The 15,620-nt window shown below is 61.9% G+C and carries 19 protein-coding genes; 10 read left to right on the top strand and 9 right to left on the bottom strand.

Features of this window, described 5'->3' with window-relative positions; genetic code table 11:
- Window positions 1-24 precede the first annotated feature (24 nt).
- A complete protein-coding gene (locus CXK91_RS17355) occupies window positions 25-780 on the top strand; it encodes a sulfite exporter TauE/SafE family protein (protein WP_003283741.1) in 756 nt (251 codons plus the stop codon).
- Here the strand turns inward: CXK91_RS17355 and CXK91_RS17360 are convergent, their stop codons facing one another.
- Entirely contained in the window at window positions 781-1,017 is a 237-nt protein-coding gene (locus tag CXK91_RS17360; protein ID WP_103457331.1) for a DUF1127 domain-containing protein, read from the bottom strand.
- Between the two features lie 96 nt (window positions 1,018-1,113).
- Between CXK91_RS17360 and CXK91_RS17365 the strand changes: the two genes are divergently transcribed.
- Window positions 1,114-1,968, top strand: coding sequence for a LysR substrate-binding domain-containing protein (locus CXK91_RS17365; RefSeq protein ID WP_103457332.1), 855 nt, complete (start codon window positions 1,114-1,116; stop codon window positions 1,966-1,968).
- Window positions 1,969-1,974: 6 nt separating this feature from the next.
- Here CXK91_RS17365 and CXK91_RS17370 read toward each other — a convergent pair whose 3' ends face one another.
- Complete coding sequence (locus CXK91_RS17370) at window positions 1,975-2,355, bottom strand: transcriptional regulator (protein ID WP_103457333.1); 381 nt, start codon at window positions 2,353-2,355, stop codon at window positions 1,975-1,977.
- Between the two features lie 142 nt (window positions 2,356-2,497).
- On the opposite strand from CXK91_RS17370, the gene CXK91_RS17375 reads away from it, so the two are divergent.
- Window positions 2,498-2,791 carry a hypothetical protein gene (locus CXK91_RS17375; protein ID WP_103457334.1) on the top strand — a complete coding sequence of 98 codons (294 nt, stop codon included), beginning with the start codon at window positions 2,498-2,500 and terminating at the stop codon, window positions 2,789-2,791.
- Between the two features lie 18 nt (window positions 2,792-2,809).
- On the opposite strand, the gene CXK91_RS17380 is transcribed toward CXK91_RS17375, so the two are convergent.
- Window positions 2,810-4,141: a DEAD/DEAH box helicase gene (locus tag CXK91_RS17380; protein ID WP_103457335.1), complete on the bottom strand. Its 1,332-nt coding sequence runs from the start codon at window positions 4,139-4,141 to the stop codon at window positions 2,810-2,812.
- A 146-nt stretch (window positions 4,142-4,287) separates the two neighbouring features.
- Here CXK91_RS17380 and CXK91_RS17385 point away from each other — a divergent pair, with 146 nt between their 5' ends.
- Window positions 4,288-4,722: an anti-virulence regulator CigR family protein gene (locus tag CXK91_RS17385; RefSeq protein ID WP_103457336.1), complete on the top strand. Its 435-nt coding sequence runs from the start codon at window positions 4,288-4,290 to the stop codon at window positions 4,720-4,722.
- 51 nt (window positions 4,723-4,773) lie between these two features.
- On the opposite strand, the gene CXK91_RS17390 is transcribed toward CXK91_RS17385, so the two are convergent.
- Window positions 4,774-5,094 carry a 3-phosphoglycerate kinase gene (locus CXK91_RS17390; RefSeq protein ID WP_103457337.1) on the bottom strand — a complete coding sequence of 107 codons (321 nt, stop codon included), beginning with the start codon at window positions 5,092-5,094 and terminating at the stop codon, window positions 4,774-4,776.
- 57 nt (window positions 5,095-5,151) lie between these two features.
- Here CXK91_RS17390 and CXK91_RS17395 point away from each other — a divergent pair, with 57 nt between their 5' ends.
- From CXK91_RS17395 to CXK91_RS17405, 3 genes are all read left to right on the top strand, one after another.
- Window positions 5,152-6,060 (top strand): LysR family transcriptional regulator, encoded by a 909-nt coding sequence (locus CXK91_RS17395; RefSeq protein ID WP_103457338.1) that lies wholly within the window; start codon window positions 5,152-5,154, stop codon window positions 6,058-6,060.
- Window positions 6,061-6,088: 28 nt separating this feature from the next.
- Window positions 6,089-6,643 carry a peptidylprolyl isomerase gene (locus CXK91_RS17400; protein ID WP_103457339.1) on the top strand — a complete coding sequence of 185 codons (555 nt, stop codon included), beginning with the start codon at window positions 6,089-6,091 and terminating at the stop codon, window positions 6,641-6,643.
- A 96-nt stretch (window positions 6,644-6,739) separates the two neighbouring features.
- Window positions 6,740-7,162: a DUF6306 domain-containing protein gene (locus CXK91_RS17405; protein WP_103457340.1), complete on the top strand. Its 423-nt coding sequence runs from the start codon at window positions 6,740-6,742 to the stop codon at window positions 7,160-7,162.
- A 101-nt stretch (window positions 7,163-7,263) separates the two neighbouring features.
- Here CXK91_RS17405 and CXK91_RS17410 read toward each other — a convergent pair whose 3' ends face one another.
- The 3 genes from CXK91_RS17410 to tcdA all read right to left on the bottom strand — a co-directional run bounded on the left by CXK91_RS17410 (window position 7,264) and on the right by tcdA (window position 10,755).
- Window positions 7,264-8,394, bottom strand: coding sequence for a GNAT family N-acetyltransferase (locus CXK91_RS17410; RefSeq protein WP_103457341.1), 1,131 nt, complete (start codon window positions 8,392-8,394; stop codon window positions 7,264-7,266).
- 83 nt (window positions 8,395-8,477) lie between these two features.
- A complete protein-coding gene (locus CXK91_RS17415; RefSeq protein WP_103457342.1) occupies window positions 8,478-9,779 on the bottom strand; it encodes an OprO/OprP family phosphate-selective porin in 1,302 nt (433 codons plus the stop codon).
- Between the two features lie 166 nt (window positions 9,780-9,945).
- Complete coding sequence (gene tcdA / locus CXK91_RS17420; protein ID WP_103457343.1) at window positions 9,946-10,755, bottom strand: tRNA cyclic N6-threonylcarbamoyladenosine(37) synthase TcdA; 810 nt, start codon at window positions 10,753-10,755, stop codon at window positions 9,946-9,948.
- Window positions 10,756-10,882: 127 nt separating this feature from the next.
- Between tcdA and dapE the strand changes: the two genes are divergently transcribed.
- The 3 genes from dapE to CXK91_RS17435 are packed head-to-tail and all read left to right on the top strand — an operon-like array spanning window position 10,883 to window position 13,261.
- Window positions 10,883-12,031: a succinyl-diaminopimelate desuccinylase gene (gene dapE, locus CXK91_RS17425; protein WP_103457344.1), complete on the top strand. Its 1,149-nt coding sequence runs from the start codon at window positions 10,883-10,885 to the stop codon at window positions 12,029-12,031.
- On the top strand, window positions 12,025-12,831 hold the full coding sequence (locus tag CXK91_RS17430) for a putative RNA methyltransferase (RefSeq protein ID WP_103457345.1): 807 nt from the start codon (window positions 12,025-12,027) through the stop codon (window positions 12,829-12,831). The genes dapE and CXK91_RS17430 overlap by 7 nt, the downstream gene beginning before the upstream one ends.
- Window positions 12,832-12,889: 58 nt before the next feature.
- Entirely contained in the window at window positions 12,890-13,261 is a 372-nt protein-coding gene (locus CXK91_RS17435; RefSeq protein ID WP_103457346.1) for a hypothetical protein, read from the top strand.
- A gap of 103 nt (window positions 13,262-13,364) precedes the next feature.
- On the opposite strand, the gene CXK91_RS17440 is transcribed toward CXK91_RS17435, so the two are convergent.
- A complete protein-coding gene (locus tag CXK91_RS17440) occupies window positions 13,365-13,574 on the bottom strand; it encodes a cold-shock protein (protein WP_003283763.1) in 210 nt (69 codons plus the stop codon).
- A 203-nt stretch (window positions 13,575-13,777) separates the two neighbouring features.
- On the bottom strand, window positions 13,778-15,613 hold the full coding sequence (locus CXK91_RS17445) for a GldG family protein (RefSeq protein WP_103457347.1): 1,836 nt from the start codon (window positions 15,611-15,613) through the stop codon (window positions 13,778-13,780).
- Window positions 15,614-15,620 lie beyond the last annotated feature (7 nt).

Here is a 15,620-nt window from a genome sequence, read left to right on the forward strand (position 1 = left end):
GCTACCGCACACCGGCGCCGCCTGATGGATATCCTGCTCCTCGAAGCACTGGGCATCGGCCTGATTCTCGGGCTGCTGCTGGGGCTCACCGGGGCGGGCGGCTCACTGGTCGCCCTACCCCTGCTGCTCAGCCTGCACCTGCCATTACGCGACGCCATCGGTGTCAGCCTCGGCGCGGTGGCAATGTCAGCGCTGATCGGCGCCATTCCTCGTGCGCGCCTGGGCCAGGTCGCCTGGCGTCCTGTGCTGTTGCTGGCCATATGCGGCCTGCCGGGCAACGCCGCAGGCCAATGGCTGGGCCAGTTCATTCCCGAGCGCTGGCTGATCATCGGCTTTTGCCTGCTGGTGCTGTGGTCGGCCTGGCGCATGTGGCGCGGCGCCAACCTGCCAGCCAAGGAAAATGCCGAGGACCGTCACCTGGCACTGTTGGGCATCGGGGTAGGTGTCGGCCTGCTATCGGGACTGATGGGTGTCGGCGGGGGCTTCCTCATCGTCCCGGCGCTACTCTGGTTCACCTCGCTGTCGCTGCTAAGCGCCATGGCAACCTCGATGGCAGTGATCGCAGTGGTTAGCGGCGGCGGCTTTCTGCTCTACCTCACCGATGCCGAACCCCCATTTCCTCTGCTCGGCGGCTTGGCGCTAGGAGGCGCATTCGGGGTACTGGCAGGCAATCGCCTGGCGCAGTACCTCAACAGTAGCCTGCTGCAGCGTCTGTTCGCCCTCATGCTGGTCACCGTCAGTCTTTCGCTAGGCATTCAAAAGCTGGTTCTGGGTCATTGATCAGCGGCAGTCCGGATCATCCCAGAACGGTCTGCTAGCTTCCCATTCGGCGTCGGCACGACTGCGGCCAATGTCCTTGAGCATGGCGTCACTAAGACCCGCCAGCTGATGCCGTTGGCGCGCCAGCTGGTTCCAACGCCGCAGGATTCGCCAGGCGTGCAACAACAATTGCGATGCAGAGGCCCTCGCCCCCTTCGTCTGCGGGAATGTTTGCGAAGCGATTTTATGCGTGTTCATCGCGGCACCCTCCTGTTGGATTGGCGCCAGTGTTGCGCTGCGATTAACATCAATCCAACGAATGTTCCTGATGCCTTGCATCTCGAGGATTGATGAATGGCGAACTATCCCAATATCGACACCGAACTACTGCGCAGCTTCGTCGCCATCGCCGATCACGGCGGATTCACGCGCGCAGCCGCGGCAGTCAACCGCACCCAGTCAGCGGTGAGCATGCAGATGAAACGCCTTGAGGAGGACGTGTTGCAGCGCCCACTATTCGAGCGCAATGGCCGACAAGTCAGGCTTACGGCCGAGGGACAGATACTGCTGGGTTTTGCACGCCGAATACTCAAGCTGCATGGGGAAGTCATGACCACCCTACGTCAGCCGCATATGGTCGGCGCTGTACGAATCGGCACGCCGGACGACTATGTCATGCGCTTTCTACCCGGCATTCTCGCGCGATTCGCCCAGGCGTTTCCGCTGGTGCAGGTCGAGGTGCATTGCGAGCCTTCAAGCCAGTTGCTGCAGCGGCGCGATCTCGACCTGAGCATCGTCACCCGCGAGCCGGGCAACGAGATCGGCCAGCTGCTGCGTCAGGAGCACATCGTCTGGGCAGCTGCTCCCGGCTTCAGCCTGCAAGAGCACCGACCTCTACCGCTGGCCACCTTCAACACGGACTGCTTTTGTCGCGCCTGGGTTTGCAATGCGCTGGACGCACGGGAAATCGAGTATCGAATCGCCTATACCAGCCCAAGTCTGTCGGCGATCATGGCGGTGGTGGGGGCCGGGCTGGCACTAACTGCTCAGTTGCAGAGCCTGATCCCCGCCGAATTGCAGATACTTGGCGAAGCAGAAGGACTACCCCGACTGCCGCAAAGCAGCATCGTGCTACTGCGCAATCCGCAGCAGCAGTCGCCGGTCAGCGAAACGCTGGCGGGCTACATTGTCGATGGCTTTCGCCTGTAGCGCGGGTCAGGGACGATCGACTGCCAACTCGTCAAACACTTCCGGTACCAGGGCCGCTTCACCCTTGTCCGCCAGGCGCTGACGCTGCCCCACATCCTGCGGGTTATCCAGCATTGCCAGCAGGCGTGAGCCACGCTCGGTCAGAACGAAGTTTTCGCCGTTGCCGCCCTCTTCTTCCGGCCGGGTGACGATAAACCCACCTTCGAACAACAGGCTCTCATAGTCGGCGGCCTCGGCTCGCAGGCTATCCAGATTGGGCATCGGTTGGCCGTCAGTTTCCAGCTGCGCAGCATGTTCCTCGGCATAGCGGCGCGGCTTGAAGCTGTCGTTGGCACCCGTCTGGACTTCATGCAGCAGACGCTGGATCAGATCCCAGTTGTAGCTCATGGCCGTTCTCCCCTAACAAGTACTCGCCTCTGAAACGAGGCGCTTGTACATACCGACCGTCTCTGGTGCCACAGGGTTCGCGCTGAACTAAAGAGACCCAGATGCGATCCACCGTTCAGAACGATTAATTGAGGACTGAGCCATGAAAACCCTGACGATTGCCCTGACTGCCGCCCTGCTGGCGAGCCCTGCTGTACATGCGGCTTGCACGACAGACGAGGTGAATGCCAAGGCGGAGCAGCTGGCCGAGCGCGTCAATCAGCTCACCCAAAGCAATCCGGAGCGCGCCAAGGAGATCAACGAAGAAATTCAACAGATGCAGGCCAAGCGCACCGCCGACCAGTTGGGCGACGAGTGCGAAGCTTATGACAAGCGCTTGAAGCAGATCGAGGAAGCGGAACGCGAAGCCGATATTCCGCCAGCTGACGCTCGATAAGGGCTGACTAGCCGCCGGCTATTCCGCCGCCGGCTTCTTGCGCTTGAGCGGGGCCATTCCGTCCTGGCTCACCACCGGTGACGGAGCTTCCCGCTTGGCGCCGTTCGGCCGTCGGCCTGCCGGCTTGGATTTCTTTTCCACGCCCTTCTTCTTCTCGACCTTTTTCTTCTTGGTGCCCGCAGCCTTGCCCGAGGCTTTCAGATTCTTCGGCCCCTGGTAACTGCCTTTGAGTCCTTTGACCACCCGGCGCTCGAAGCGCTGTTTGAGATAGCGCTCAATGCTCGACATCAGATTCCAGTCGTTATGGCAGATCAATGAGATCGCCAGCCCCTCGCCACCAGCGCGCCCGGTACGTCCGATACGATGTACGTACTCATCGCCCGATCGCGGCATATCGAAGTTGATCACCAGATCCAGGCCTTCAATATCCAGTCCACGTGCCGCCACATCAGTGGCGACCAGCACCTTGACCCCTCCTTCCTTGACCCGGTCAATGGCCTGCTTGCGATCTTTCTGGTCCTTGTCGCCATGCAGCACGTAGGCCTTTACGCCTTCTGCGACCAACCTTCCATAGAGCCGATCAGCCTGCACCCGCGTATTGGTGAAAATCACCGCCTTCTTGTAGGTCTCGTTGGCCAGCAGCCAGTGCACCAGCTTTTCCTTATGCTCGGTGTTTTCGGCGGTGATGATCTGCTGACGGGTGCCTTCGTTGAGTTCGCTGACCCGATTGAGCTGCAAGTGCAGCGGATCACGCAATACGCTAGCAGTCATCTCACGCAGCGCCGCGCCGCCGCTGGTGGCAGAGAACAACAGCGTCTGTTGACGTTTTGCGCACTCGTTTACCAGGCGCTGCACATCGTCGGCAAAACCCATGTCGAGCATGCGATCGGCTTCGTCGAGAATGAGCAGCTCCACGTCCCTGAGAATCAACGTACCAGCGTTCAGGTGCTCGATCATCCGCCCCGGGGTGCCGATGAGGATGTCCGGTACCTTGCGCATGATGGCCGCCTGAACCTTGAAATCCTCACCACCGGTGATCATCGCTGACTTGATGAAGGTGAACTGAGAGAAGCGCTCTACTTCCTTGAGCGTCTGCTGGGCCAGCTCGCGAGTCGGCAGCAGAATCAACGCCCGAACATCGGTGCGCACCACAGCATCACCGATGAGTCGATTGAGCATCGGCAACACGAATGCGGCGGTCTTGCCGCTGCCTGTCTGCGCGGTCACTCGCAGGTCGCGCCCTTCCAGCGCCGGAGGGATCGCCGCCACCTGCACCGGGGTCGGCTCGACGAATTTAAGTTCGGCGACGGCCTTGAGCAGGCGTTCGTGCAGGGCGAATTGGTCAAACAAGGGAGCTACCTCGGAGAAAAATAACGATGGCATAGGTTAACCCGTCTGCCGAGCAAAGGCGCGTTCTGTAACGGCCGGCATGTTTTGCCTTCGAAACTCAGGCTAAGCTGACAAAAGCGTAGCGGCTTAATGCCCAGGAGGTACGCATGATCTCGACCAAGCGGATAGCACTGTTGACCGGCGCGCTTTCGTTAGCGCTGCATGCCACTATCGGCCTTGCACAGCCGGACAGGGAACACCCCGGCAAGGGCAAGCCGGATCGCAACAATGGGAATCGGCCAGGGATACAGCAGGATTACCGCCATCATGGACCCTCGATAGATCTCGGCGCCGTTCGCGGCACACTGCGTAATCATCGCGATTTGCTGGCGCCGGCGTCTGCCCTGCCTCCGGGTATCCAGAAGAATCTGGCGCGAGGTAAACCGCTGCCGCCAGGTATCGCCAAGCAAATGGATAGCCGCCTGCTCGGGCATCTGCCTCGGTACGAGGGCTATGAATGGCAACAGGCTGGCCGCGACGTCATTCTGGTCGCTATTGCCACCGGGATCGTCTACGAGATTCTGGACAACGTGCTGGATTGACCGCACGGCGCACCGCTCAGCAGTTACTCCGACGGCGGCATGGCTGTGCGCTTATTGTGGCTCGCAGGTCAGCTTGACGCGCAGGCGGATCACGTCGCGTTTGAACTTCGACGTCAGCGCCTTTCGCTCACCCGGCTGCACCTCGGTGCGCCGAGTACGGGGCGCTTCCGGACCATTCTGGAATACCGCCGTGCACACCGCGGTCGTTTCCCCGTAATTGAGCAACAGCAACGCCGCCAGGTCGCGGTCGATGGCCTGCGGAGTGACATTGATATCCGCGCCGTTGAGCTGCTGATCGACATCTATTGGATAAGTCGCCGCGCTGGCGGTAAGCGGTAACAGGGCAAAGAGCAGGTAACCGATTGTTTTCATTTGACTGGGCTCCTCGATGGAGCGGCCAGCGTAACAGACCCTAAAGGAAGCGAAGGAATGAAAGTGCCCCGTGTGACCCTCGATCAGTGGCGCACTCTGCAGGCAGTCATCGATCACGGCGGCTTTGCTCAGGCGGCCGAAGCACTGCATCGGTCGCAGTCCTCGGTCAGCTATACCGTGGCGCGCATGCAGGAGCAGCTCGGGGTGCCGCTGCTGCGTATCGATGGCCGCAAGGCGGTGTTGACCGATGCAGGAGAAGTGCTGCTACGCCGCTCCCGGCAATTGGTTACCCAGGCCAGCCAGCTGGAGGAACTGGCGCATCACATGGAACAGGGCTGGGAAGCCGAAGTGCGGCTAGTGGTCGATGCCGCCTACCCGAGCGCCAAACTGATCCAGGCTCTCAGCGAATTCATGCCTAAAAGCCGTGGCTGCAGGATTCGCCTGCGCGAGGAAGTGCTCTCCGGCGTCGAGGAGGTATTGAAAGACGGTACCGCGGACCTGGCGATCAGCGGCCTGGACATTACCGGTTATCTGGGCAGCGAGCTCAGCACCGTGGAATTCGTCGCCGTCGCCCATGCTGACCACGCTCTCCATCAGCTGGGGCGCAAACTAAGCGTCCAGGATCTGCAGAGCCAGATGCAGATCGTGGTGCGCGACACCGGCCTGCGCCAACCCCGCGATGCCGGATGGCTGGGCGCCGAGCAGCGCTGGACAGTTGGCAGCCTGGCCACTTCCGTGGCCTTCGTCAGCAGCGGCCTTGGGTTCGCCTGGCTGCCGAAACACCTGATCGAGCGCGAGCTGGCAGAAGGCGTGCTCAAGCCGCTACCGCTCGTGCAAGGCGGCATCCGTCGACCGTTGTTCTATCTCTACACTAACCATGATCGACCACTTGGTCCGGCTACCCGGATTCTCATCGAGCTGATCAAGACGTACGATGCCGGGCAGGCCACTACACTGGCCGGCTGACCGCACCCACAACATCAGGAAAGAAATCATGTTGAAACGCATCGCCCTCGCCGCCTGTTCCCTACTGCTGGCCGGCAATCTGTTTGCCGCCGAAAACCCTCGTGTACTGCTGAACACCACCCTGGGTGAAATTGAACTGGAGCTGGAAGCGGAAAAGGCGCCGATCAGCGTCGAGAACTTCCTCGGTTACGTGGACAGCGGTTTCTACGATGGCACCGTCTTCCATCGTGTTATTCCGGGCTTCATGGTCCAGGGCGGCGGCTTTGGCGAAGGACTGAATCAGAAGCCCACCAAAGCGCCAATCAAGAACGAGGCGGATAACGGTCTGCATAATGTGCGTGGCACAGTGGCCATGGCACGCACCCAGAACGTCAACTCGGCTACCAGCCAGTTCTTCATCAACCATCGTGACAACGATTTCCTCGATCACGGTGGCCGCGACTTCGGCTACGCGGTGTTCGCCAAGGTCGTGCGCGGCATGGACGTGGTCGATCAGATTGCGCAGGTCCCCACGGGCAACCGCACCACCATGCAGAACGTCCCGCTGACGCCGGTGAAGATCATTACCGCCAAGAAGCTCTGATCCCCGAGGGGCCGGTTCGCCGGCCCTTTTCGTATACGACGGCACGCACTTGGCGCCGCTATTTTGCGAAACCCTCAACCAAAAGGAGATCGCGACATGACTACCCCGCAAAGCCCGCTGAATACCCCTGAAGGCGAAGCCCAACTGCTGCAGGACCTGCTCAGCGCAGAGCGCGCTGGTGCAAAGGTTGCCGGCGAGTCGCTTCAACAGCCGTGCACGCCGGAGCAACGGCAGCTGCTCGAACAAGTCCGCCAGGGGGAAATCGAAAGCTGCAAGCTGCTGCTCAACTGCCTGAAGCATCTTGGCCTGGAACCCAACAAGGACACCGGCGCGTTCTACGGCAAGGCGATGGCTATCGAATCCATGGACGCTCGCCTGCCCTTCGTCGACAAGGGCCAGCAGTGGGTAATCCGCAAGCTGCGTGAGTACCTCCCAGGCTGCCAGGACCCACTATTGCGCGGTGAACTGGAACGGATGCTGCAGATTCACGAGGAAAACAGCGCAGCGTCCCACGAGTGATCCGCGACGCCCCGTGCCATGTCAGAAACACAGGCGAAACAGCCGGGGCCCGGCAGGACAACGGAAAAATCGGCGCTTACCAGTAGCAGATCAGCGGCTCGCTACTCACCTGCCTGCCGATACGGCAGCGCCTGTCGTGCATCCTCGGCGTAAGCCAGTATCCCTGCACGTTCCTGCAGCAGAAAATCCGCCACCGCCGCACGCAAGCCCGGATGCTGCAGGTAATGCCACGACCGCGTAATGACTGGCTCGAAGCCCCGAATGAGCTTGTGTTCGCCCTGCGCTCCTGCGTCGAAGCGCTGCAACCCGTCGGCGATGGCCTGGTCGATACCCTGGTAGAAGCAGGTTTCGAAGTGCAACCGGTCGAACTCCGCCAGACAACCCCAGTAGCGGCCATACAGGCCTTGTTCGTTGCACAGACTGAAGGCCATCGCCACCGGCCGCGAACCCTGCAGGGCCAGCACCACGCGAATCGCCTGCGGCATGCGCTCGGCCAGCAGGCTGAAAAACTGGCGGGTCAGGTACGGCGTCTGCCCGCGGACCTGATAAGTGTTGGCGTAGCAGGCATAGACGAAATCCCATTCCGCTTCGCAGAGCTGATGGCCTTCGCGCCAATCGAACGTGATGCCCTGTCCTGCGACCTGTTCGCGTTCCTTGCGCAGCTGCTTGCGCTTGCGCGAGGTCAGCGCGTCGAGAAAATCCTGAAAGTCGCGATAGCCGCGGTTATGCCAATGAAACTGACAGCCGATGCGCTCCAACCAGCCGTCCCGGCCCGCCAGTAGCTGGTCAGCCTCGGGCTCGGTGAAATTCACGTGCAGCCCGGAGAGCTCGTGCCGCTCCAGCCCATCGGTCAGCACATCGAGCAGTGCCCCTGCGCTTTCCACATCACCCAGCAATCGGCCGCCAGTGACCGGAGTAAAGGGCACTGCGCAGAGCAGCTTGGGGTAATAGCCGATACCGGCTCGCTGGCAGGCATCCGCCCAGGCCCAGTCGAACACGTACTCGCCGTACGAATGGCTCTTGCGATACAACGGCAACGCCGCCTGCAACTCACCCAGTTCGTTACGCAACAGGACATGGGCGGGCTGCCAGCCACTGCGCCCGCCCACACTGCCGCTGTCTTCCAGCGATGAGAGGAAGGCATGGCGCAGGAAGGGCTGGGTATCGGCCAGCAAGGCATCCCATTCGGCGGGATCGAGTTCGGCGAGACGGTGTACGGTCTGGATAGGCATGCGCGCAGTCTGGCCTGTCACGCGGACGAAAAAAAGCCCCGCCTAAGCGGGGCCCAATGGAGCATCACGGATGAGGGTGATGTTTAGAACGCGTACTGGGCACGCAGCACAATGCCGTCACCAGAGTCATCGCCATCGGCATTCTCCTGGTTGTCGACCTTGGCCTTCACATAGGCGCCAGTCAGGCGAACGTTGTCGTTGGCGTACCAGTTCAGACCAACGTTGTGCACCTTGCCTTCGACGGTGCTGCCCGCGTTGATGCCAACAGAGTCGTCGTCGCCTTCGATGTAATCGTAGCGGTAGAAGACTTCCCAGGCGCCGGTCTGCTTGTTGCTCGGCTTGATGGCATCGAAACGACCCAGTTTGTAGTCACGCGCTTCACCGGTCAGGGTGTACGCGATCTGGGCGTAGTAGCCCTTGGCTTCGATGTCTTCATTGGCACTGGAATCGGCATCCAGCTCACGCTTGATGTATTCACCCTGGATCGACAGCGGGCCCATAGCCCATGCCGCTTCCAGACCCCAGGCGGTGTCGTCGCCGTAGGAACCGGCAAGTTGGTTGTTGGCGCCGCCCAGCAACAGACGGTTGCCGTTGGTACCCGCGTCGTTGCCACCGGAGGTGGATACGCCGCGCATGCCCAGACGGCTGCGGATACGGGTGTCCAGGCCGCCGACGTCATCGAGGTCACGCTGGGCGAAGTTCACGCCCAAGTGCAGCACGTTACCGGCTTCGTGCATCGGGGCGAAAACGCCACGCACGTTGAATTGCTTGACGCTGTCGCCGTCGACGTCGTTCTGATCCTTGGCATGCAGGCCGAGGGAACCGTACAGGGATGGACCGGCAGTACCGTTGACCTGAATACCCAGACCGTTCTGGTGGCCGTTGGTCCAGTCGACCAGATCGTAAGCGGCGTTACGCTCGGGAGCGGTTACCCACTTGGAGCTGGTGGCTTTTTCCAGACCGAAGTCGGGGTCGAAGCGACCGACCTTGATATTGACCGGATTGAAACCGGAGTACTGGATCGAAGCCTCATCCCAGTAGCCGTCTTCGCTGCTGCCGGCGTTGTGCGACAGGTCGTAGTTGAACTGATATTTCCAGTCGGTGAACGCAACGCCACCGATCTCGATGAAGGCACGGCGGAAGTAGGCAGCATCGGCGCTGTCGCCGTTAACTGTGTAAAAGCCGTCGAACTGGCTGTAGTCGGCCTGCAGGCGGCCGCCTACCTTGAAGCTGAACTGTTTGTCCGTCGTGGCGACTTCCAGGCCACCCTTGGTCTTGACAACGATATCGGCGCCGTCAGTGGTGACGGTGCCGGCGAAAGCCTGGGCGGAAACGGCCAGAGCCAGGGCGCTGGCGGCGAAACCGGCGAAGTGCTTACGGATCATCAAAATTCCCCTTTATGTTTAGCGTCGGAAACACACGAGATGGGCTCTTTGTGTTCGGGGGAATCTTGGCGACGGTGTATTTCAGCCAAGTGGCTGAGATGTAAAGCTTTTGTGACAGCGGAACTTTCTTTTGAAGCACGTCATGGAGCGATCGAGCGGCCTTGGCTCATTCGACGGCCTTGCGTTCACTCGGGCGTCTCGCTCCGGCTACGAGTTTGTCTACAGCCTTTGCCGCAGCGACCATGCCGAAACTGGCGGTCACCATGGTCACCGCACCGAAGCCGCCGGCGCAGTCCAACTTGACCCCCTCCCCGACGAAACTCTTGCTCTGGCAAACACCACCGTCCGGCTTCGGATAACGCAACTGCTCGGTAGAGAACACACATGGCACGCTGTAGGTACGCCCTGGAGTGCGGGAAAAGTTGTATTCGCGGCGCAGCAACGAGCGCACCTTCGCAGCCAGCGGATCGTTGAAGGTCTTGTTCAGATCAGTGACCTGAATCTGCGTCGGATCGACTTGCCCGCCAGCACCGCCGGTGGTGATGATCTGGATCTTGCGCCGCTTGCACCAGGCGATCAGCGCAGCCTTGGCCGACACGCTGTCGATGCAGTCGATGACGCAATCCATGTTTTCGGTGATGTACTCGGCCATGGTTTCGCGAGTAACAAAGTCAGCCACGGCATGGACTTGGCAGGCCGGGTTGATCGCGCGAATGCGCGCGGCCATCTCATCGACCTTGGCTTTACCTACCGCGCCATCGAGGGCATGGATCTGCCGGTTGGTGTTGGTGATGCATACGTCGTCCAGGTCAAACAGGCTGATCTCGCCAACCCCGCTGCGCGCCAGCGCCTCGGCCGCCCACGAGCCGACGCCGCCGATGCCGACCACAGCCACATGCGCAGCGGTAAGCCGTTCGAGGCCGAGTCGGCCGTACAGACGGGCAATGCCGCCGAAACGCTGATCATCGATAGACATGCCGACTCCCCGGAGAAAACCGGGCAATTATAAGACCTCATGACGCCATGACCACTGCATCCGGCCGTCACCGCTGCCACGGCTTTGCTTTAATATGGCGCCCTTTCCCCGCCGCACCGGAGCCGTGATGACCGCCCCAGCCCTTTCCCCGACGCTCGAACTCGCCTGCGAGCTGATCAACCGCCCCTCGGTCACACCGCTGGACGAAGGCTGCCAGCAGCTGATGAGTCAGCGCCTGGCGGCCTGCGGCTTCGCCATCGAGCCGATGCATATCGAGGACGTGGAGAATTTCTGGGCCATTCGCGGTACCGAAGGCCCGGTGTTGTGCTTCGCCGGCCACACCGATGTGGTCCCTACCGGCCCGCTGCAGGCCTGGCAGAATCCGCCGTTCAGTGCGCGCATCGACGAGCAGGGCATGCTCCACGGCCGCGGCGCGGCAGATATGAAAGGCAGCCTTGCGGCGATGGTCGTGGCAGTGGAGCGCTTCACCGCCGATCACCCGAATCACAAGGGGCAGATCGCCTTTCTCATCACCAGTGATGAAGAAGGCCCTGCGCACCACGGCACCAAGGCCGTCGTCGAGCGCCTGCGCGAGCGTGGCCAGCGCCTGGACTGGTGCATCGTCGGCGAGCCTTCGAGCACCTCGCTGGTGGGTGACGTAGTGAAAAATGGTCGGCGCGGTTCGCTGGGCGGCACGCTGACCGTACGCGGCCAGCAAGGCCACGTCGCCTATCCGCATCTGGCAAAGAACCCGATCCACCTGGCCGCGCCAGCCCTGGCAGAACTGGCCGCCGAGCACTGGGACGACGGCAATGCCTTCTTCCCGCCGACCAGCTTCCAGATATCCAATCTTAATGCCGGCACCGGCGCGACCAACGTGATTCCCGGTACGCTGGAGGCGGTGTTCAATTTTCGTTTCTCCACCGAATCCACCGTCGAGCAGCTCAAGCAGCGCACCGCCGCGATTCTCGACAAGCACGGTCTGGACTGGAGTGTCGATTGGGCGCTGTCCGGCCTGCCCTTCCTCACCGAGCCCGGCGCCCTGCTTGACGGCGTCGCCAAGGCGATTCGCAGCGTCACCGGCCGCGAGACCAAGCCGTCCACCAGCGGCGGCACCTCGGATGGGCGCTTCATAGCCACTCTCGGTACCCAGGTGGTCGAGCTCGGCCCGGTCAATGCCACGATCCATCAGGTCGACGAGCACATCCTCGCCAGCGATCTCGATCTGCTGACCGAGATCTACTACCAGACACTGGTGAACCTGCTCGCATGCTGATCTGCCCAATCTGCCAGGCGCCACTGAGCGCGGTCGACAACGGCGTGGCCTGTCCGGCCAATCACCGTTTCGACCGTGCGCGCCAGGGCTACCTGAACCTGCTTCCGGTGCAACACAAGAACAGCCGCGACCCCGGCGACAACCAGGCCATGGTCGAGGCGCGCCGGCGTTTTCTCGACGGTGGCCATTACGCGCCGCTGGCCCGACGCCTGGCCGAATTGGCCGCCGAGCGCACACCGCAGCGCTGGCTCGACATTGGCTGTGGCGAGGGCTACTACACCGCGCAGCTGGCCGAGGAGCTGCCAGACGCCGAAGGCTATGCGTTGGACATATCCCGCGAGGCGATCAAACGCGCTTGCAAGCGAGCCCCGCAGCTGGAGTGGCTGGTGGCGAGCATGGCCCGCGTGCCGCTGGCCGATGCCAGCTGCAACCTGCTGGCCAGCGTGTTCAGCCCACTCGACTGGCAGGAAGCGAAGCGTTTGCTGCCCCCAGGCGGCGGACTGCTGCGCATGGGGCCGACCCGCGAACATCTGTGGGAGCTGCGCGCGCGGCTCTACGATGAAGTGCGCGACTACGACGACGAGAAGCACCTGTCGCTGATTCCCGAAGGCATGCGCCTGGCCCATAGCGAAACCCTCAGCTACGAGCTGCAACTGGACAATGCCCAAGCCCGTGCCGACCTACTGGCGATGACGCCGCATGGCTGGCGCGCCAGCGCTGATCGCCGCACAGCGGTGATCGACAGTCACCTCAGCGTGCGGGTTGCGATACGCTACGACTGGATCGAACGCACACCCTAGCGTTCGTATGTTTTGCCGATGCTCGAAGACCCCGCTCCACCACATAAGGCAGTCGCCCATGCGTCAACCCGATATCGAGATCTACCTCAGGGATGCCAGCCAGCAAGCCGTCGGCGAGTGGCTGGCCCAGGCCATTGGCTCCTGCTCCGCCTGGCAACAGAAAGGCCAGACTTTCAAATGCAGCGCCGGCGGCATTCCGGTGACCTGGCTGCCGAAAGCGGTGGGCAAATGGCATTGCCTGCTGCTGGAAAGCGACGCCACGCCTTGGGCGGACGACCTCGCTTGCGCCCGCGCCGCTCACGCCGCCTTGGGCGTTGAAATCCGTTGCGCGCCGGGCGGCTGGCAGGAAGAGGAAGCCGTTGAAGTGGCTGACCGCTGGATCCGCATCAGCGATGACGGCGAAGAGGAGATCGTCTGGCACACGGGCTGACCGCCAGCGTTCTTCATCGCTTATCGGTGGCGGGCTAGAACTCCCCGGCGCGTAAAAAACAAAGCCCGTCACTTGGACGAGCTTTGTCATTGTGCAACCGAGGTCAGACGCCGGCGACGTCTTCGGCCTGCAGGCCCTTCTGGCCCTGAGTCACCGAAAACTCCACCTGCTGCCCTTCGGCCAGCGAGCGGTGGCCGTCGCCACGGATGGCGCGGTAATGCACGAACACGTCGGCGCCATTACCCCGCTGAATGAATCCGTAGCCTTTTGCATCGTTGAACCATTTGACGGTTCCTGTCTCGCGCTCAGCCATTACCACTTCTCCAACTCGCTTTTTGTTATTCCTCGGAAGAGGGGTCGACGACCACGTCTCGTGCAGTAGCTTCAGCGCAAATGCGACTCGAACGCAGCCGTTGCCGGAGTATAAAACAACGATTTTGGCTGTCAGCCTCTTTTTTCCACAGCCACTCTTACCTCTGCGCCTGCCCCGATCAGCGCCGGGGGCAGGCGCTTGGATCAGGCACTGCGCCGGCGCCGCCACAGCCACAACGCCAGCACGCCCAGCGTCAGCGCCAATGGCACCAGCGCGATATTGGCAAACTTGAGCGTACGCCCCAGCGCCTCGATGTCGGCGTTGAGCTGGTAGCGCACCTCGCGCAGTTCCTTGCGGATACGGACCTTTTCCTGCATGAACTGACGCAGCGCCTGCTCCTGATCGCTGGTCAGCTCCAGAGCCTTTTCGGGGTCCGGGTTCTGCAGCTCGGCCAGCTGCTGCTCGGTATCGGCCAGGCGCTGCTGCAGCACTTCTTCCTTCTCGCGGAAGCGATTTTCGGCCTGACGCTGCAAGGCTTCCACCACCACGAACGGGCGGGTGAAGCGGCCGCGGGAGCGCACACTGATCAGCGCATCGGTGCCGGATAGATTGTCCAGCGCATTGATCACGAACGCCCCGTTGTCCGCCCAGGGCTGCGGGATGCGCTGGCCGAAGAAGTCCTGCACCTGCACCCACATCCGATCACTGAGCAGGTCGGTATCGGCGATGGCAATGACGTTGATGTTCTGGCTTTCCTGAATGCCCTTCTCGCGCCCTTCGATGCCATCCGGGAACGCGGTTTTAGCTGCCCCCTGGATTCGCGCAGCCAGCGTATAGCGTTCACCGGTCGGTTTGAGGTCGAGCAGCAGCGTTTCCGGATTGTCCAGGGTTGCAAAGCGCTCGGCATCCACCGGCATGGCGTATTCGGAGCTGGTGAGCAGCGGTGTGAAGCGCGTCGTCGCACCCTCCAGCGACTCGAGCATGCCAGCGCTGGCAATGGTGATATTTTCCAGCCCGGCTGTGGTCACGTCGTCCTGATCCAGCGCCACACGCGGCAGGCTCAACCAGCCCGCGTGGCGAACCGGGCGACGCTCGGCGCCGACACCCACCGACATGGCGTAGGCCGCATCGACCAGCGCACGCTGCGGGACCATGCGCACGCCCCAGGCCTTGAACAGCGGCTCGAGATCAGAGGCGCGCTCCTCCCCGAACTCGCCAGGGCCAATGCCCATGCCCGGGTCGACCTCGCTATGGGGATCGACGAACGCGAGCAGCTTGCCGCCACGCAGGACGAACTGGTCGATGGCATACAGCGTCTGCTCCGGCAGATCCTTCGGGTGGATCAGCAGCAGCACCGACACATTGGTCGGGATCATGTCCACATCACGACGCAAGCTCTCGATATGGAACAGCTGGCGGACCTCCTCCAGCACCATCCACGGTGGCGTCGCCTGTTGGGTACGCATGTCGAAGCCGCCGGTGAGCTGCAATCCGGACAGCACTCCGACCACCGGCAGCTCGCCGGCCGCCAGGCCCTGTACCAACCGGCTTATTTCGTACTCGAGAAACTCTTCCTGATCCAACGGAAAGAACGGAATGATCTGCGTGCTGCCCTCGGAGTTGGTGCCAGCCAGGCCGAAGTAGACTTTGTCGCCGCTTTGGTTGAGCGGCACCGCTTGCAGGCCGAATTCGGCTGCGCGGTCCTCTTCCTCGGAGAACGGCTGCGGGTCGATCACATGCAGCTTGAGCTTGCCGCCGGAGGCTCGCTGATAGGCCCGGAGCATCTCCTCGACGCGGCGCGCGTAGTTACGCAACGCCACCAGCTCCTTGGCGGTACCGTCCGAATAGAAAAAGTGCAGTTCGATGGGCGTCTGCAAACCGTCGAGAATGCGCTCGGTGCCTTCGGAGATCGTATAGAGCTTCTGCTCGGTCAGGTCGAGCCGCGCATTGGTGAACAGCATGCCTGAAAGACCGTTGAACACCAGGAAGGCCAGCGCAATCAGTAGCAGCCCGGCACCGGAATAGATGACTCGTTTCATGTCTGTT

The organism is Stutzerimonas stutzeri, assembly GCF_002909485.1.
Lineage (GTDB): Bacteria > Pseudomonadota > Gammaproteobacteria > Pseudomonadales > Pseudomonadaceae > Stutzerimonas > Stutzerimonas stutzeri_AH.